16 protein-coding genes and 1 pseudogene are annotated in these 17824 nt (G+C 62.6%); 8 read left to right on the forward strand and 9 right to left on the reverse strand.

Annotation, left to right across the window (positions count from 1 at the left end; all coding sequences use genetic code 11):
* Position 1 precedes the first annotated feature (1 nt).
* Entirely contained in the window at positions 2 to 1663 is a 1662-nt protein-coding gene (locus J4G43_RS20120; RefSeq protein WP_208086052.1) for an ATP-dependent acyl-CoA ligase, read from the forward strand.
* Positions 1664 to 1675: 12 nt separating this feature from the next.
* Here the strand turns inward: J4G43_RS20120 and J4G43_RS20125 are convergent, their stop codons facing one another.
* Entirely contained in the window at positions 1676 to 2179 is a 504-nt protein-coding gene (locus J4G43_RS20125; RefSeq protein ID WP_208086053.1) for a MarR family winged helix-turn-helix transcriptional regulator, read from the reverse strand.
* 290 nt (positions 2180 to 2469) lie between these two features.
* Between J4G43_RS20125 and J4G43_RS20130 the strand changes: the two genes are divergently transcribed.
* From J4G43_RS20130 to J4G43_RS20140, 3 genes are read left to right on the forward strand one after another with little or no spacing between them, the layout of a single operon-like run.
* Entirely contained in the window at positions 2470 to 4788 is a 2319-nt protein-coding gene (locus J4G43_RS20130; protein ID WP_208086054.1) for a bifunctional salicylyl-CoA 5-hydroxylase/oxidoreductase, read from the forward strand.
* 16 nt (positions 4789 to 4804) lie between these two features.
* Entirely contained in the window at positions 4805 to 5983 is a 1179-nt protein-coding gene (locus tag J4G43_RS20135; protein ID WP_208086055.1) for an acyl-CoA dehydrogenase family protein, read from the forward strand.
* An 18-nt stretch (positions 5984 to 6001) separates the two neighbouring features.
* Positions 6002 to 6433 (forward strand): RidA family protein, encoded by a 432-nt coding sequence (locus tag J4G43_RS20140; RefSeq protein WP_208086056.1) that lies wholly within the window; start codon positions 6002 to 6004, stop codon positions 6431 to 6433.
* Positions 6434 to 6471: 38 nt separating this feature from the next.
* Here J4G43_RS20140 and J4G43_RS20145 read toward each other — a convergent pair whose 3' ends face one another.
* Together J4G43_RS20145 and J4G43_RS20150 are read right to left on the reverse strand one after the other, a co-directional pair.
* Entirely contained in the window at positions 6472 to 7074 is a 603-nt protein-coding gene (locus J4G43_RS20145) for an MBL fold metallo-hydrolase (protein WP_208086057.1), read from the reverse strand.
* Between the two features lie 258 nt (positions 7075 to 7332).
* On the reverse strand, positions 7333 to 7701 hold the full coding sequence (locus tag J4G43_RS20150) for a nuclear transport factor 2 family protein (RefSeq protein ID WP_208086058.1): 369 nt from the start codon (positions 7699 to 7701) through the stop codon (positions 7333 to 7335).
* A 181-nt stretch (positions 7702 to 7882) separates the two neighbouring features.
* On the opposite strand from J4G43_RS20150, the pseudogene J4G43_RS20155 reads away from it, so the two are divergent.
* Together J4G43_RS20155 and J4G43_RS20160 are read left to right on the forward strand one after the other, a co-directional pair.
* Positions 7883 to 8764: pseudogene (locus J4G43_RS20155) on the forward strand (LysR substrate-binding domain-containing protein).
* 289 nt (positions 8765 to 9053) lie between these two features.
* Positions 9054 to 10183 (forward strand): IS3-like element ISRj2 family transposase gene (locus J4G43_RS20160; protein ID WP_129557670.1). Its coding sequence is split into 2 segments (ribosomal slippage): positions 9054 to 9306 and positions 9306 to 10183, totalling 1131 coding nucleotides; the frame shifts between segments, so codons are not numbered across the junction.
* Between the two features lie 263 nt (positions 10184 to 10446).
* On the opposite strand, the gene J4G43_RS20165 is transcribed toward J4G43_RS20160, so the two are convergent.
* From J4G43_RS20165 to J4G43_RS20190, 6 genes are all read right to left on the reverse strand, one after another.
* The gene (locus tag J4G43_RS20165) at positions 10447 to 10956 is read right to left on the reverse strand and encodes an Lrp/AsnC family transcriptional regulator (protein ID WP_063984182.1); all 510 of its coding nucleotides are present in this window, start codon (positions 10954 to 10956) and stop codon (positions 10447 to 10449) included.
* Positions 10957 to 11001: 45 nt separating this feature from the next.
* The gene (locus tag J4G43_RS20170) at positions 11002 to 11154 is read right to left on the reverse strand and encodes a hypothetical protein (protein ID WP_155795282.1); all 153 of its coding nucleotides are present in this window, start codon (positions 11152 to 11154) and stop codon (positions 11002 to 11004) included.
* A 213-nt stretch (positions 11155 to 11367) separates the two neighbouring features.
* Positions 11368 to 11694, reverse strand: coding sequence for a hypothetical protein (locus tag J4G43_RS20175; protein WP_208086059.1), 327 nt, complete (start codon positions 11692 to 11694; stop codon positions 11368 to 11370).
* Between the two features lie 9 nt (positions 11695 to 11703).
* On the reverse strand, positions 11704 to 12519 hold the full coding sequence (locus J4G43_RS20180; protein ID WP_085404170.1) for a MetQ/NlpA family ABC transporter substrate-binding protein: 816 nt from the start codon (positions 12517 to 12519) through the stop codon (positions 11704 to 11706).
* Between the two features lie 45 nt (positions 12520 to 12564).
* The gene (locus tag J4G43_RS20185) at positions 12565 to 13908 is read right to left on the reverse strand and encodes an LLM class flavin-dependent oxidoreductase (protein WP_208086060.1); all 1344 of its coding nucleotides are present in this window, start codon (positions 13906 to 13908) and stop codon (positions 12565 to 12567) included.
* Positions 13909 to 13944: 36 nt separating this feature from the next.
* The gene (locus tag J4G43_RS20190) at positions 13945 to 14781 is read right to left on the reverse strand and encodes a class I SAM-dependent methyltransferase (protein WP_208086061.1); all 837 of its coding nucleotides are present in this window, start codon (positions 14779 to 14781) and stop codon (positions 13945 to 13947) included.
* 373 nt (positions 14782 to 15154) lie between these two features.
* On the opposite strand from J4G43_RS20190, the gene J4G43_RS20195 reads away from it, so the two are divergent.
* The gene (locus tag J4G43_RS20195; RefSeq protein WP_208086062.1) at positions 15155 to 16594 is read left to right on the forward strand and encodes an FAD-dependent oxidoreductase; all 1440 of its coding nucleotides are present in this window, start codon (positions 15155 to 15157) and stop codon (positions 16592 to 16594) included.
* A gap of 297 nt (positions 16595 to 16891) precedes the next feature.
* The gene (locus tag J4G43_RS20200) at positions 16892 to 17818 is read left to right on the forward strand and encodes a TauD/TfdA dioxygenase family protein (RefSeq protein WP_208086063.1); all 927 of its coding nucleotides are present in this window, start codon (positions 16892 to 16894) and stop codon (positions 17816 to 17818) included.
* Positions 17819 to 17824 lie beyond the last annotated feature (6 nt).

Below are 17824 nucleotides of genomic sequence, written 5' to 3' on the forward strand. Positions count from 1 at the left end.
CATGATCGTGACGGAGAACGCGCCGGTGAACGTCAGCGACGCGGTCGGCCAGGAGAACGTGACGCCGGCCTGGGCGTGTGCAGTGACGTCGTTTCCGCCGTCGGACCGCATCCTCTCAACGATCCTCACCCGGCAGGCCGAGCGCTATGGCGAGCGCGTGCTGCTTGTCGCCGGTGAGACGCGCTGGAGCTTTGGGCAGACCGCGGCGATCGCGGCCGCGTCGGCCCAGGCGCTCGTCGACGCCGGGATCAGGCCGGGCGATCGGGTCGCGCTGATGTGTTCGAACCGTCCGGAGTTCCTGCAGGTCTATCTCGGCTGCGCATGGCTTGGCGCCATCGCAGTCCCGATCAATACCGCGCTACGCGGCTTCCAGCTCTCCCACATCTTCCGCAACTCGCGTCCCGCGCTCCTCGTCGTCGAGGCTCAGTTCGTCGACGCGATCGAGAGTGTCGAGGCGGGTGTCGACCTGCCACCTCGCACCTGGATCGTCGGAGCTGCCGCCGGTGCAGTCGACGCCAGGCTTTCCGCGGTACCGTTGCCGGCACTGGGAGCCGCGGCCCCGGCGGGTGCCGTGCGTCCCGGCGACACCGTTGCGATCCTCTACACGTCGGGCACGACGGGGCCAGCGAAGGGCGTGTGCTGTCCGCAGGCGCAGCTGTTCTGGTGGGGCATTTATTCGGCGCGGGCGCTTGGCATCCGCGAGGGCGATGTGCTGTTCACGACACTGCCGCTGTTCCACACCAACGCGCTCAATGCGTTCTATCAGGCGCTCCTGAACGGCTGCACCTACGTGCTGGAGCCGAAATTCTCCGCGTCCGGATTCTGGGCGGCCGCGCAACGGCACAATGCGACGGTCGGCTATCTGCTCGGCGCGATGGCGTCGATGCTGCTGGCGCAGCCGACGAATGCGAACGATAAGGCGCATCGTCTTCGCGTTGCGCTTGGAGGCGGCGTGCCGCCGCAAATCCACGGTCCGTTCCTTCAGCGGTTTGGCGTGCCGCTGGTTGACGGCTACGGGTCGACCGAGACCAATTTCGTGTTCGCGGGCACGATCCCGTCGGATCGTCCGGGAACGATGGGCTATCTGGCCGACGGAATCGAGGCGCGGATCGTCGATGAAGACGATTCAGCGCTTCCTGACGGGCAGGCCGGCGAGCTCGTGCTTCGCGCCGGAGAACCCTTTGCTTTCGCCACCGGCTATTTCGGCATGCCGGAGAAGACGGTCGAGGCCTGGCGAAATCTGTGGTTCCATTCGGGCGATCGGGTCGTTCGGGATGCTGACGGACATTATCGCTTCATCGACCGCATGAAGGATTCGATCCGCAGGCGCGGCGAGAACGTATCCTCATGGGAGGTCGAGCAGACCATCCAGTCCCATCCCGCGGTCGCCGCCTGCGCGATCTACCCGCTGCCGTCGGAGCTGGGCGAGGACGAGGTTGCGGCTGCGATCCTGCTGGAGCCGGGCCAATCGCTGGAGCCCTTCGACATCGTCAGGCATTGCGAAGGCCAGATCGCCTATTTCGCCATCCCGCGCTATGTGCGCATTCTGAGCCAGATGCCGTTGACTGAGAACGGCAAGATCAAGAAGGGCGTGCTGCGTGAGGCGGGCATCACCACGGATACGTGGGATCGCGAGGCGGCCGAAGTGAAGGTGCGGCGCTGACTGTCGGTCCGCTCAAGGTTTTTGCAGGGCGTCCTTGACGGCAGCCTTGAGGTCATCGAGCTCGCCGATCAATCCGTCGAACCGGTCCGCCGGGAAATCCGCCAGCAGCTCGGCAAGCCACGCGCCGTGGCTCTTGGCCATCCGCCTGAAGGTCTTGCGGCCTTCGACCGTCATGCAGACAATCTGCACGCGGCGGTCGAGGTTCGACGGCGTGCGCGTGATGTATCCGTCCTCGACCAGGCGGTCCACGATCGGCGTGAGGTTCCCGGCCGAGACCATCAGGCGCTTGGGCAACTCTCCCAGCACAAGCCCGCTCGGTTCGCGGTCGAGCTGGGCCAGAACATCGAAGCGGGGCATCGTGAAATCGAACTCTTCGCGAAACCGGCGCCGCAACTCGCCTTCGATCAGGGTCGTGCAGGCGAGCAGCCGGAGCCAGACCCGCGTTTGAGCCCTGTACTCGGCGTCCTGATCCGCCCCATTCTTTGAAACAGGCGTGGACTCCTTCGCGAGTGCCAATCGAATCTCCCGGGCTTGGTGGCCTGACGAAAGCCGGCGCAGCTGTCGTGGTCATTGGCAAGATAGTTCGTGCCAAAAGTAAATTCAAGGCTGCGCCCGAACGGCTCGGAATCGGCGCTGCCGTGTGTCCAATTTACACTGAATCTCCAGATCGACGCCGCGGAGATCAGCCCGTGGGCCGGGTCTTTGCAGAACCGCCTTGACAAGACGCACGCCGAGGAAATATTTTATGCTTAAAATAATTTGGGTGAAAGCTCGGCACACGGCGCGACGCGCGAAAGCGAGGGATCATGCGCATAGTCTGTATCGGCGGCGGCCCGGCCGGTCTCTATCTGGGCCTGCTGATGAAGCGCCGGCACCCGGAGCATGTCATCACGGTCGTCGAGCGCAACAAGCCCTACGACACGTTCGGCTGGGGCGTCGTGTTCTCGGATGCCATGATGTCCGCGATGCGCCTTGCCGACCCCGAGAGCGCGGCCGAGATCGAGGACGCCTTCAATCACTGGGACGACATCGAGCTCGTCTTCAAGGGGACGCGCCAGCGCACGACGGGCCATGGCTTCATCGGTATCGGGCGCAAGCATCTGCTCAATATTCTTCAGCGGCGCTGTGAAGCGCTGGGTGTCGAGCTCGTCTTCGAGCGCGAGGTCGAATCCGATCTCGAATACCCCGACGCCGACCTGATCGTCGCCTGTGACGGCGTCAATTCCAGGATCCGCGCTCGCTATGCCGAGCAATTCCAGCCCGACATGGTGATCCGGCCCAACCGCTTCATCTGGCTCGGCACCAAGAAGGCGTTCGACGCCTTTACATTTGATTTTCAGAAGACCGAGCACGGCTGGTTCCAGGCGCACATCTACAAGTTTGATGCGGAGACCTCGACCTTCATTGTCGAGACCACGGAAGAAGCCTACAACGCCCACGGGCTTGGCGAGCTCGATCAGCAGGCCTCGATCGAGTTCTGCGAAAAAATCTTCGCCGAGACGCTCGATGGCGCGAAGCTCCTGACCAATGCGCGCCATCTGCGCGGCTCGTCCTGGCTCAATTTCAGCCGCCTGATCTGCGGCAAATGGAGCGTGTTCAACGGCAAGTCTCATGTCGTGCTGATGGGGGACGCCGCGCATACCGCGCATTTCGCGATCGGCTCGGGCACCAAGCTCGCGCTCGACGACGCCATCGAGCTTGCCAACCAGTTCGATCGCCATGGTCACGGTCGCGCCGGCATCGAAACCGTGCTGGACGCGTACGAGGAGGTGCGCCGCGTCGACGTGGCGCGCATCCAGAATGCGGCGCGCAACGCCATGGAATGGTTCGAGGTGGTCGGCCACCGCTATGCCGATACGCTCGAGCCGCCGCAATTCTTCTATTCGATGCTGACGCGCTCACAGCGCATCAGCCACGAAAACCTTCGCCTGCGTGATCGCACCTGGCTGGAAGGTTTTGAGCGCTGGTTCGCCGCGCGGTCGGGCATTGCGGTCAAGGATGGCGAGCGGGTGCCGCCGCCGATGTTGACACCGCACCGTGTGCGCGGCCTTTCGCTTGCGAACCGGATCATGGTCTCGCCGATGGCGATGTATTCGGCGCAGAACGGACTCATCGACGACTTCCACATCGCCCATCTCGGCGCGCGCGCCATGGGCGGCGCCGCGCTGGTCTTCGCCGAGATGACCTGCGTCTCGCCCGATGCGCGGATCACGCCGGGCTGCCTCGGGCTCTGGAACGATGCGCAGGCGGCGCAGTGGCGCCGCTTGGTCGAACTCGTCCATGGCGTCGGGCATGCCAAGGTGGGGATTCAGCTCGGCCACGCCGGCCGCAAGGGTGCGACCAGGGTGCCCTGGGAAGGGATCGATCAACCCCTTGAATCCGGAGACTGGCCGCTGATCTCGGCCTCGGCCCTGCCGTATCTGCCCCACAGCCAGTTGCCGCGGGCGATGGACCGCAGCGACATGGAACGCGTGCGCGACGATTTTGTCGCGGCAACACGTCGTGCCGCTGCCGCCGGCGTCGAATGGCTCGAGCTCCATTGCGCGCACGGTTATCTGCTGTCGAGCTTCCTGTCGCCGCTGACCAACCGGCGCACGGATGAATACGGCGGCAGCCATGAAAACCGCGCGCGCTTTCCGCTGGAGGTGTTCAAGGCGATGCGCGCGGTGTGGCCGTCCGACCGGCCGATGTCGGTGCGCCTGTCCTGCCATGATTGGACCGACGGCGGTAACATTCCGGCCGATGCGGCGGTCTTCGCTGCGATGTTCAAGGAGGCCGGGGCGGACCTGATCGATTGTTCGTCGGGGCAGGTCTGGAAGGACGAGCGGCCGATCTATGGACGCCTGTTCCAGACGCCGTTCGCCGACCTGATCCGCAACGAGGTCGGCATTGAGACCATCGCAGTCGGTGCGATCTCCGAGGCCGATCACGCCAATTCGATTCTCGCGGCCGGCCGCGCGGATCTCTGCGCCATCGCGCGGCCGCACCTTGCCGACCCGGCCTGGACGCTGCACGAAGCCGCGCGAATCGGCATCACAAAGGTCGAGTGGCCGAAGCAGTATCTGTCCGCCAAGGGACAATACGAAACCAATCTGGCGCGCGCCGCGGCAGCTAGCGCGCAATGAGCGGAGGAGGGATCAGATGAGCTCCACGGCGAAAGTGATCCGACGCGAATGGCTCGACTGGCCGTTTTTCGAGCCGCGTCATCATGCGGTCGGCGAGGCGCTCGATCGCTTCGTGCAGTCGGGGGCTCTCGACACAATCGATCACACTGATGTCGATGTCGCCTGCCGCAAGCTGGTGCGCGCGATGGGCGAGGCGGGGGTGCTCGATTGCGCCGTAGCGGCGCCCGACGGCGATGCGACGACGATCGATTCCCGCTCGATCTGCCTGTCGCGGGAGTCGCTGGCCTATGCCGATGGCCTCGCCGATTTCGCCTTCGCCATGCAGGGGCTCGGCTCCGGCGCGATCGCGCTCGGCGGCTCGGCGGACCTGCGCAAAGCTGTGCTGCCGAAAGTTCGCACCGGCGAATGGCTGGCGGCCTTCGCGCTGTCCGAGAAGGAGGCAGGATCGGACGTCGCGGCGATGTCCTGCACGGCACGGGCCGACGGCAACGACTACGTCATCGACGGTGAGAAGACCTGGATCTCCAACGGCGGGATTGCCGACGTCTACACGCTGTTTGCGCGAACGGGCGAGGCGCCGGGCGCCCGCGGCATCTCGGCCTTTGTCGTTTTCCCGGATGATCCCGGCTTCGGCATCGCCGACCGCATCGACGTCATCGCGCCGCATCCGCTGGCGACGCTGCGCTTCACCAATTGCCGGATTCCGGCGAGCCGTCGCCTCGGCGCGCCGGGCGGTGGGTTCAAGCTCGCGATGCAGACCCTGGATATTTTCCGCGCATCGGTCGCGGCCGCAGCCCTCGGCTTTGCGCGGCGTGCACTGGACGAAGCGCTGTCGCACGCGCGCAGCCGGCATATGTTCGGTGCGACGCTGGGAGATCTCCAGCTGACCCAGGCCGCGCTCGGCGACATGGCGACGGAGACTGACGCCGCCGCGCTCCTGACCTACCGCGCGGCCTGGCGCCGCGACGTCCAGAAGCTTACGACGACGCGCGAAGCTGCCATGGCGAAGCTGACGGCAACCGAGACCGCGCAGCGCGTCATCGACCGCGCCGTCCAGATGTTCGGCGGCCGCGGCGTGCGCAAGGGTGAGATCGTCGAAAGCCTCTACCGCGAAATCCGCGCGCTGCGCATCTACGAAGGTGCGACCGAAGTTCAGAAACTGACTGTGGCGCGCGATCTCCTGAAGCCGCGCTGAGAGGATCGAGAATTCCGCATGAGTACGATGATAAAATCAGAAGCCGCCGCGACCAGCGGTCTGCAAGTGCTTCAGCCCGGCGGCTGGCCGCAGCCGAAGGGGTACGCGAACGGCATGATGGCCGAAGGACGTCTCGTTGTGACGGGTGGTGTCGTCGGCTGGGATATCGCAGGTCGATTCGCCGACGGGTTTGTCGCGCAGGTTCGGCAGACGCTCGAAAACATCGTTGCGATCCTGGCGGAAGGCGGCGCCCGGCCGGATCATCTCGTGCGCCTGACATGGTATGTCGTCGACATGGATGAATACACCACGAATCTGAAGGCGCTCGGCAAGGCCTATCGCGAGGTGGTCGGCACCCACTACCCCAGCATGGCGCTCGTGCAGGTGGTGCGCCTCGTCGAGCCATCCGCGCGCGTCGAGATCGAAGCGACTGCCGTCGTCCCGCGCTGATGAGGGTGCTGCCGCCCGTCGCGCGGGCTCATGGGCCGCTACGCGACCGGAATGAACGCGTATCCTTGCCCTTCTTCGACCACTCTGCCGATGCCTGGTCGACCCAGATGAGCGCCGGCCAGCCACGTCTGCGCATTTGCTGTGTCCGGGAGCAACCTGATCCGGGTAGCCCTCGCCACGGCTTCGTCATCGTCATAGGCCCAGGTAAGCTCGGGACGGGCAAACTGTGCGGCGGGAACGTGGATAAGGTCGCCGCAGAACAAGACATCGTCCTCGTCAGTGTTGAGGAGATAACCCATATGGCCTCGAGCGTGCCCAGGTATATCCACCGCCAGTAAATGATCGGCCAGCCGATCTCCACCGTTAACGGGGGCAAGGAGCGAACGAAACTGCTCCAGCACGGGCTCGGCAAGAAACTCCTCGATGGCGTCTGCCCCTATCACGATCTTCCTCAGGCCATTAAATGCTCGTCGACCGTCAGGCATCAGGAGACCATTGATGTGGTCGCCATGAGCATGAGTGAGGGCGATCATCGTGATCGATGACGTGTCGATGCCTGCCTCCGCCATCGCCTCCGCGAGGTGACCCATGGACGGATCCCAACTCCCGCCCGCTCCACAATCGATCAAGACGCGATCCATGCCAGAGCGATCGAATAGGAAGCAGTTGACCGATAATCGAACCAGCGAAGCGTCCCGCTGAGGCGGTTCGGTCTGCCTGCCTACTTTGTCGTTTGGATACTTGAGGGATTCGGCGGGCAGGTCGACATATCCATCAGAGAGTGACCAAATCCTCCATGATCCCGAAGCGCAGCCCAAGGTGTTGGCGCTTTGTGACAGAGCTTTCACGGACAACCTGACAAGCGTTTGATTCACTTTCTCAAAACGACCAAGAAGCCGTCAGAGCTTCGAAGTCATCACTTTCTGAGCGATCTTCCACGTTCCGTCGACCTTCAAGCACGACAACATGTCGGTGAAGTAGCGCGGCGGAATTTGCAATTTCAGCTTCAGAAGCGCGAGCTCTCCTTCAACGTCAATTGAGAGGATCTGATCTTGGCGCTCCAGGCCCTGCTGATTCGGAGCTTTCAAATTGCGGACAGCTGCCAGCCACGTCGCAATTGGCGTCACGCTCACGTTGCCGTCGTCGCCGACCTTGGTCACGGAACTCGAGTGATGGAATATAGAGGCGAATTTGTCGGCATCCATTTCATAGGCACTGTCGAAATAGGTCTGCGCCAGGGAGCGCAAGGCACGAGCATCGGTATCCATAGGCCTGTTATCCATAACGTTTGGAACGGGAAGAAACTGCGCGTGGCTGGAAAGTTTCGTCTCCGGCCGCAACCTGCAGAAGGTTGCCTCAAGTCTTCCTTGCTGACCGAACCTAGGACAAAGTAGCTTATGAGGATAGGCGTGTTGAATAACATGGGCTTATGAGGAATATTCATAAATCATGAGAAACGAGCTGAACGAACTCGCTAGTTTGCAATCGTCGCCAGGGAGCGAAGCTTCACGCGGGCTGCGGCAAAGATCGGTGTGTCGCAGTCTGCCCTGAGCCACACGATCCGGGGACTTGAGCAACGGCTCGAGCTGCAGCTTCTTGCTCGAACGACTAAGAGCGTCGCACCCACCGCCGCAGGGGCAGCTCTCTTGAAGGAATTGTCTCCGGCACTCGAGCAGATTGCTCGTGCCATCAACGAAGCCCGAAACGTTCGGCACCGGCCGGCAGGGCGCCTTCGGATTGTAATGTCCCGGTCGGCTGCCGTGATGGTATTGTTGCCGCGGCTCACGGCATTCGCGGAAGCTTACCCCGACATCGTTCTTGACGTCGTTACTGTCACTGGCCCCGTCGACCTCGTCGCGGGTGAGTTCGACGCCGGTATTCAACTTGGCGAGTACATTCAGAAAGACATGATCGCGGTGCGGATCACCCAGGAGTTGCGATTGAGCGGTGGTCGGATCGCCCAGCTATTTGTCATCACGAAGCATCCCCCGGAAACCCAAGGATCTAAATGACCATCGATGCATAAGCCTGCGTCTTCCGGGCGGTCCATACAGGTGGGAATTCGAGAAAGGACGAAAGGCGGTCACGGTCGGCGTCAATGGCCCGCTCATCATCGATGACACCCACCTGGTGATTCAGGCGGCACTCGCTGGCGCCGGCCTGGGGCTCGCATTCGAAGAGCAGGTCGCGGAGCATGTTGCGAAACGTCGCCTTATCCGTGTGCTGGAAGATTGGACGCCGCCAATTCCCGGCTTCTTCATGTATTACCCCAGTCGTCAGCATCAGCCGGCTGCGCTGTCTGCGCTAACGAACGCACTGCGAGCCTCTTAACCACAATTCGACGCGACGAACCGTATAGTGGCGCCGTCGCTGAAATCGAATCCGAACGCCATCAGGGCCCGCGTGGGTCGCGATGCAGTCGTCGACAATCCGTCGAGCGTTCAACGCCGGGATGTCCGGAAGCCACCCAGACCCGACCGCCGATGGCGACGACGACCGTCGTGCTCTTTCAGGAGGCTTGCCTCGGGCTTTAGAGCTGGCCCCGCAAATTCGGACAGTAGCTTGAGTGGATTTTCTGCCTGACAGCGGCGAGGATTCTTGCTGCGAATCAGGAGCGAAGATGACGAAGAAGAGCCGCCGGACGCATTCTCCGGCATTCAAGGCGAAGGTTGCTTTGGCTGCGGTCAAAGGCGACAAGACACTGGCGGAGCTGGCGCAACTGTTTGATGTTCATCCGAACCAGATCACGATCTGGAAAAACCAGCTCCTGGAAGGCGCCGCCGGCGTGTTTGGGCATGACAAGACATCGGCCGAGACGCCGGTCGATTTGAAGGCGTTACATGCCAAGATCGGCGAGCTGGCGTTGGAAAACGATTTTTTGTCCGGCGCGCTCACCAAGGCGGGCCTGCTGAGCGCAAAGCGATGATCGACCGCGATCATGATCTTTCTATCGTGCGCCAGGCGAAGGTCCTGAAGCTGGCTCGCAGCACGGTCTACTATGAACCTCGGCCAGTTTCGGCCGAGGACCTTGCCTTGATGCGTCGGCTCGATGAGCTGCATCTCGATTATCCCTTCGCGGGAGCGCGTATGCTGCGATCGTTGCTGCGGCGGGAGGGCGTATACGCCGGTCGCCGCCACATCGCGACGCTGATGAAGCGCATGGGGATCGAGGCGGTCTATCGTCGCCCGAACACGAGCAAGCCGGCTCCGGGTCACAAGATCTACCCGTACCTGTTGCGCGGATTGAAGATCGAGCGGCCCGACCATGCGTGGGCAATGGACATCACCTACATTCCGATGCGGCGTGGCTTCGTCTATCTCGCGGCGGTCGTCGATGTGTTCAGCCGACGGGTCCTGGCCCATCGCGTCTCGATCACAATGGAGGCGGCCTTCTGCGTCGAAGCGGTCCAGGAGGCGTTGGCGAAGCACGGCAGGCCCGAGATTTTCAACACGGATCAGGGCAGCCAGTTCACCAGCCTCGAGTTCACCGATGTGCTGCTGGACGCGAAGATCGCCATCAGCATGGACGGCAAGGGCGCCTGGCGCGACAACGTGTTTGTCGAGCGGCTCTGGCGCACGGTCAAATACGAAGAAGTTTATCTCCGCGCCTACGACAGCGTGTCCGAGGCGCGAGCGTCAATTGCCAAGTATCTGGCCTTCTACAATCAGGGACGCCCTCACTCGAGCCTTGACGGGCGCACGCCCGACGAGGCTTACTTCGGCACGCAAGCTATGGTGATGGCCGCATGACCGTCGCCGACGGTTTTGTCGTCGCTCTGGTCGGGCTACGCCCTCCCGACGCAACGACAAAACCGTAAAGCCCCGCGTTCAGCATAACCCGGCAGGAATCCACTTAAATCCAGCGGGGCGCTGTCCAAACAACCGGGGCCAGCTCTCACCACGCACTCCAATCCAACCAGAAACGAGAGGATTTGCGGCGCCGTCGTCTAAGGATGCCTCGGTTCGCGATCTGTCAATTCGTCGCGTGGAATTGGCTCGTCTTTTGTTGGCTCTTATTCCACGGCAATCGGCGGCACTGGCAGCGCCGTGATCGACTTGATCTTCTCCATCGCGAAGCGCGAGGTGACGTTCTTGAGCGGGACGGCGTGGATCAGCTTCTTGTAGAACACGTCGTAGCTCGGCATGTCCGGAATGACGACGCGCAGCATGTAGTCGACGTCGCCGGCCATCCGGTAAAATTCCATCACCTCTGGCATTGCGCTGACTGCTGAGGCGAAACGCTTCAGCCAGACGTCGGAGTGATCCGCGCTCTCCACCGAGACGAACACCGAAAGGCCGAGGCCGATCTTGTTCTGGTCCACCAGCGCAACGCGCTTGAGGATGACACCGTCGGCTTCGAGCCGCTGAATGCGCTTCCAGCAGGGCGTGGACGACAGGCCGACCCGGTCGCCGATTTCGGCCACCGAGAGCGAAGCATCCTCCTGAAGCACCGTCAGGATCTTGCGGTCGATGGCGTCGAGGCGGCGGCCAGTCTCGGCGAGCTGCAACGCAGCGTCGGTCATGTCATAAACCTCAGTGTGATGAAAAGTTGGACGCGTTGCCGGGCGTCAGCCGTGGGGCCCGAACAGGAAGATCTCGTAGAGATCGTCCTGCGTGTTGTCCGAGCCGCCTGTCCGTGGCCGCAGCGAGCGCCGGAACCATCCACGTGCCTGTTCGATCAAACGAGCGAAGCCTGAATGCAGCGAGATGACGTAGCTCATGTTCACTCCGGACGACGGTGTAGGACGAGAACCCGGAAAAGCTATCACGGCGGGGGTGGAATTGAACATTGCTACACACTCGTCGGAATCAGTTTGGTTGAATCATGCTGGCGTCGTCGCGAGCGCGGCTGGAAAATTCCACGATGCTCGGCTGAGATGGATGATTTTGATATCCATCGCCGCGCCGAAAGCATGGAAGGCATAGTCTTGCCGCTAGTCGGCCGTCAGTAGCGCAAGCACTTCAGCCTGCCGGAGCCGCGGCAGGGAACCGAGGTTCGATGGCCTGCGACAGGACTCCGATGCGGGATAGAGCATGGGCATACCCGTGCCCCCCGACACGAGATACGGCAAAGCGTGGTTTGCTCGTCTGTTCAAATGAGCTCCTGTCATGATGCCCAGTGCGAACAGGAAGATGATCAGCAAGACCAGCGGGAGGACGAAAGCCTCCTGGAAACGAAGCTTACTGGTCATCGCTCGCGCGTCGATCGCGCGCTCGGCGGTGGAACGGCGGCTGGCCCATTCAAGCGTGAAATCGAACATGCGATTCCCTCACTTCATGTAATCGGGCAAAGTGAACCCGTCATAGAACCGGTCGGCCCGGATTGCCGTCTTGAACGTCGGCGACTTGTAACCGGCGACGATGTCCTGGGCCCATTCGGCATTGGCGTTAGCCTTCTTCACCGCGAGCACGTTGATGTAGGGCGTGGTCATCTTCTCCAGCGCAAAGGCATTGGTCAGCTTCAGCCCGCTGAAGATCGCGAAATTGCCCTGTACGGCGGCGAAATCGACGTCGTCGAGCGCCCGTGGCGCCTGTGCGGCCTCGAGCGGCACGATCTTGATGCCGCCGGGATTTTTGATGACATCGAGCTCGGTGACGTCGACCGACTTGCTATCACGGATCTCGATCAGGCCGAGGTCACGCAGCACCCACAGCGCGCGCTGCAGATTGACCGGATCGTTCGGCACGGCGACGCTCGAGCCCGGCTTGATCGGCGTGCCCAGCGGATGCTTCTTCGAATAGAGGCCCATCGGCGGGGTGGGGACGTGGACGATGCCGACGAGATCGGTCGTCTGCCGCTCGTTGTAGGAATCGAGAAAGATCGTGTGTTGCATCACATTGGCGTCGATCTCGGATTTGAATACCGCATTGTTGGCTTCAAGGCCGGTCGAGAACTCGACATAGCGGATCTTGTAGCCCTTCTTCTTCAGCTCGGGCTCGACGCCGATCTTGAACTCGTCGATATACGGTCCCGGCACGAAGCCGACCCGGAGCTCCGGCTTCGCGGGCTGCTGTGCCAAGGCGTCTTCGGCGGCGAAAGGGGAAAGAGCCAAAAGGCCGGAGAGGAGAAACAACGCTGTCTTCATGTCTTCTTACTGGTCTCGAGTTGGGATGTCAGTGCGGAAGCGGTGTCAGGCGATCGCCTTGACCGCGTTGGAGTAGATGCTGGCGGGACGCGCCAGGCCGTAATGCTCGCGCAGGGTCGTTCCGGTGTAGTCCTCGCGGAACAGGCCGCGCTTGCGCAGGATCAGGACGACCTGCTCGGCGAAGACGTCGAAGCCGCCGGGCAGCCAGGGTGGCATCACGTTGAATCCGTCCGCCGCACCGCCCTCGAACCAGCTCTGGATGTTGTCGGCGATCTTTTCCGGCGTGCCCGCAATGACCCAATGGCCGCGCGCGCCGGCGAGGCGCTGCACCAGCTGGCGGATGGTCGGCTTCTCGCGGTCGACGATGTCGACCACCAGCTTGAAGCGGCTTGCAACGCCGCGCGCGCTCGCGGTGTCGATGAGATGGCGCGGGACGGGGCCGTCGAGATCATAGCCGGAGAGATCAACGCCGATCATTTGGCGCAGCTGGGTCAGGGAATATTCCGGTTGGATCAGCGCGTTGAATTCGTCCTGGAGGCGATCCGCCTCCTTTTGCGTGCTGCCGATGAAGGGACTGATACCGGGCAGGATTCTGATCTCGTCAGGACTACGGTCGAAGGAGCGGGCCTGGCGCTTGATGTCCGCATAGAAAGCCTGAGCCGAGTCCAGGGTCTGGTGCGCGGTGAAGATTGCCTCCGCGAAACGGGCGGCGAAGGCACGACCGTCGTCGGAGGCGCCGGCCTGCACATAGACCGGCCGGCCTTGCGGCACGCGCGAAATGTTGAGCGGGCCGCGCACGCGAAAGTGTTTGCCGACATGGTCGAGCGTGTGGATCTTGCTGGTATCGGCAAAAATGCCCGAGATGGGGTCGTTGACGAGCGCGTCATCCTCCCAGCTGTCCCAGAGCCGCGAGATCACGTCGAGATATTCGCGGGCGCGCTCGTAGCGTTCGTGATGCGGGGGGTGTTCGGGCAGGCCAAAGTTCTGCGCTGCTTGTGGCGCACTGGTCGTCACGATATTCCAGCCGGCGCGGCCCTGGCTCAGATGGTCGAGCGAGGCGAACAGGCGCGCGAGGTTGTAAGGCTCGGTATAGGTCGTCGATGCCGTTGCGATCAGGCCGATGCGCTTGGTCACCGCGGCGATAGCCGCGAGCCATGTGATCGGCTCGAAGCGAAAGCGCTGGGCGTAACGGACATTGTCCGCCAGCGCCGGTCCGTCGGCAAAGAAGATGGCGTCGAACTTGCTGGCTTCGGCGCGCTGCGCAAGCTCTTGATAGTGGGTGATGTCGAGAATGCGATCTGGTTCAGATCCCTTGTAGCGCCACGCGGCTTCGTGATGGCCGCCGGGATAGATGAAGAGGTTGAGAACAAGCTGCCGTTGATTGCCCATGGTTCGAATGTCCAGATGCGAGAAGAGGCGGAGCGGCTACGAGACGGAAGTGACGGTGCGTGACCTCGGCTTTCGCGCGAAGGCGAAACGCAGATATCGCTCCAGGCGAAGGCCCTCCGGAGTGCGCTTCGCCTCGACGAGCGCGGCAAAGGCAGCGTCAATCGCTGCCCGTTCTTCCGAGGAGAAGCTGCCAAGGAAGTTGCCGAATGCGCTGGCTTCGGACCGTCCGAGCACCGAGTCCACGTCGTCGTGGAGATCGATGAGCGAGCGCAGATCGCTTCGGTAATCGACGAAGCCCGCCTCGGCAAACAGAGCCTTTAGCTCGTCCTCAGTCGATCCGAGCACGCGATGCGACTCGCTGCTTCTCTCGCCGAAGCCGGCCTGTTCGATCGCCTGGCGGAGCAGGGTTCGCGACTCGTGAGGTTTGGTCGGATCCTGAACGTTCAGCCCGATCCGGCCGCCCGGCCTGAGGACGCGTTCGATCTCGCGCAGCGCCTGCCGCTTGTCCGCGATCCAGTGGAAGACGCTGTTGAGGTAGACGGCGTCGAATTCCGCGGGTCCAAAGCGCGAAAGGTCCTCGGCACGGCCGACATCGAAGGTCAGCGTCCCCGAGGCGCGCAGACGCGCGATGGCGACCCGGTTCTCCAACGGGTCGATGCCGATCACGCGCCCGGTCGGGCCGACAAGTCCCGCGACGAATTCGGTCAGGCGGCCGGTGCCGGCACCGATATCGAGCACGCGATCCCCTGACTTCAAAGCCAGCGGTCCAATGAGAAATTTGCCATGGTGAAACTGGAGGATGCCGGCTTGCTCGTAGGTCCGTGCAAGCTCGGGCGTGTCCCGTTCAAGGCTGATGACGCCGGCGGTCGACATCGTGCTTTCCAAAATCTCCAACGAGCCGTCGAGACGGCTTGATCGAGACGAACTCTATGTTGCCGGGGTGAGAAAAGTCGATGAAATGGATTTGCGTTGTTCGGTGCGATGCGAGCATGAATCTAGTGGCGGGAGCGCATTCAGTAGATGACGTCGCGAACCGATCGTCTCAACTGAAAGTCGATCTGGCGAGCGAATGGCCGGTCGTGTCTTCTGGCTCGCGCCGCTGTCGGCGCAAATCTTTCAACGCCGCGTGACCTCGCGGTCTGTTCGTTGTTCAGGCCGCAAAACAAAGCCAATTCCATTTCATTGACTGAGCACCGTTGGCTTCTACGATTTGGTCGCATCTGATGCAGACAAATCCGGGGGCAACATGTTTCAGTCTGATGTCGATGACGCGGCTCGAGAAACCCTGCGTCTGATTGGTCCAGATCCGCAGAACTGGGTTCCGGATCGTCACGGGGGCGACCACAACGTCGCCATCATCGGGGGCGGGCAATCCGGAAGCGCTTTCGCCTTTGCATTGCGCCGTGCCGGCATCGGCAAGGTCACGGTGATCGATGCATCACATGACGCGGCGTCGTCCGGTCCATGGCTGAGCAGCGCGCGCGTGCACAAGCTGCGCACGCCGAAGAGCTTGCCCGGACCCGAGCTCGGCCTACCCGGACTGAGCTTCCAGTCCTGGTATGAGGCCCGCCACGGCGCGGCCGCGTATGAAGCGATCGATCGCATTGCTCGCGTGGATTGGGCCGCCTACCTCGATTGGTACCGCAAGACTCTTGGTATTGAGGTGCGCTACCGGGCGAAGCTTCTCCGCATCGAGCCGGCGGGGGATCATTTGCGGCTTCATCTCGACGTCGCCGGTGAGGCAAGGATCGAGACCGCCCGCAAGATTATCCTGGCCGGCGGCTTCCCAAGTAACGGCGGCCCCGTCGTTCCCGACGTGCTCTCGCGCAGTCTGCCAAAGGAGCTTTACGCGCATACGTTGGAGCCGATCGATTTCGACAGGCTCCGCGACAAGTCGGTCGCGGTGCTGGGCAGCGCGGCCTCCGCGTTCGATGCCGCGGCTGTTGCGCTCGAAGCAGGGGCGAGGGAGGTGCATCTCTTTGCACGACGCGGCAGGGTGGCCTCGGAGCCTGTGATCAGGACGCGTGGATATCCGGGCGCATACGACAATTACGGGGTGCTCCCGGACGCGGTGCGCTGGCATCAGGCCGTTCGCTTCCGTCGCGCGGGATCGACGCCGCCGCCCGATGCAATCGCGCGTGCGGTCAAGTTCCCCAACTTCCACCTTCATCTGGCAGCGTCGTGGACGTCAGCCAAGCCGTTCGGACGTCGGCTGCTCGCGACCACGACGGAGGGCGACATCGCATTCGATTTCGTCATCGCCGGTACGGGCTACCACGTCGATCTGGCGAAGCGGCCTGAGCTCGCCGCCTTTTCCGACGAGATCCTGCTATGGCGCGACCGCTATTCTCCGGCCGCGGACGAGCAGGACGAGGCCCTGGGCGCACACCCTTATCTCGGTGCGGGCCATGAATTCCTGGAGAAGGATCCCGGCCGTGCGCCTTACTTGCGGAACATCCACGTGTTCAACCCCGCGGCATTCGTCAGCTTCGGCCTGCCGATTGGGGACGTGCCGAGCTTCAAGCGCGATATTCCGGGCGTCGTGGCGCGGATCAGCAGGGATCTGTTCCTTGACGACCTTCCGGCGCACGAGGCGCGGATCAACGGGCCGATCGCCGACGACTTCGAGCCGGCCCTTTACGCGTCGGCCGTCTGGCGGTCGCCGAATATCGTCGCGGCAGAATAGAGCAGAGCGCAAGTAGCAACTGGACACGCCATGATCGTGGATGCGCCTGTTTCTTAACGGCCTCGAACTTTGGAAGCTATTTCCGAAGTCCTTGAGTTAGCATCCTGTGACTGAACAAGGGGCTGCATCGATGCAGCCCCTGGGGAAGATCCCGCCAGACGCGATTGTCGTCAGAGCAGACGGCGGTCTCGCAAGAGGATCGATCGCAACATCACTGCCTTTCACTCCGCCATCGCAGCAGCGATCGGCGAACGGCGGAGCCTTGTCCAAATGGATCGCGGTCTCGGGGAAGATGACATGACAGACGGAATCAACATCGACAACGTCATTCCGCGTTCGGATATCGTCAAGCGATCGGCCCGTATCGGCGCCGAAATCAGGAACATCAAGCTTTCGGGCGATCTTCCGGATCGGACGATTGCGACGATCAACCAGGTGCTGCTCGAGCACAAAGTCATCTTCTTCCGTGACCAGAATCATCTCGACGATGCCGAGCAGGAGCGTTTTGCCCATCGGCTCGGAAAGCTGGTGCCACATCCCACGGTCGGCGCCACCAAGGGAACGGCCTCGATCCTCGAACTTGACTCCGCGCGCGGAGGCGGGCGCGCCGACCAGTGGCACACCGACGTCACATTCGTCGACGCTTATCCGAAGATCTCAGTCTTGCGCGGCGTCGTGATCCCCGAGTTCGGCGGCGACACGATCTGGTCGAACACGGCGGCGTCCTATCTGGATCTGCCGGCTCCGCTGCGCAAGCTCGCGGACGAGTTGTGGGCGGTGCACAGCAATGCCTACGACTATGCAGTCAAGACCCGTGCGAGCGAGGCTGACCGGAAGCAATTCGAGGAGGTCTTCACGGCGACCGTCTACGAGACCGAGCATCCCGTCGTTCGCGTCCATCCCGAAACCGGGGAACGGACGCTGGTGCTCGGCAATTTCGTCCAGCGCTTTGTCGGCCTGTCGAAATACGACAGCCAGAAACTGTTCGACCTGTTCCAGTCGCACATCACCGCACCCGAGAACACCGTGCGCTGGAGCTGGCGGCAAGGTGACGTGGTGATCTGGGACAATCGCGCGACCCAGCACTACGCGGTCAACGATTACGGCGACCAGCACCGCGTGGTCCGGCGTGCCACCATCGATGGCGAGGTGCCGGTCAGCATCGACGGCCGCAGCAGCGTGACCCGCGTCAAGGCGGCGAAGCCCCAGGCGAAGGCCGCCTGAACCGAG

This window comes from Bradyrhizobium barranii subsp. barranii (genome assembly GCF_017565645.3).
GTDB lineage: Bacteria > Pseudomonadota > Alphaproteobacteria > Rhizobiales > Xanthobacteraceae > Bradyrhizobium > Bradyrhizobium barranii.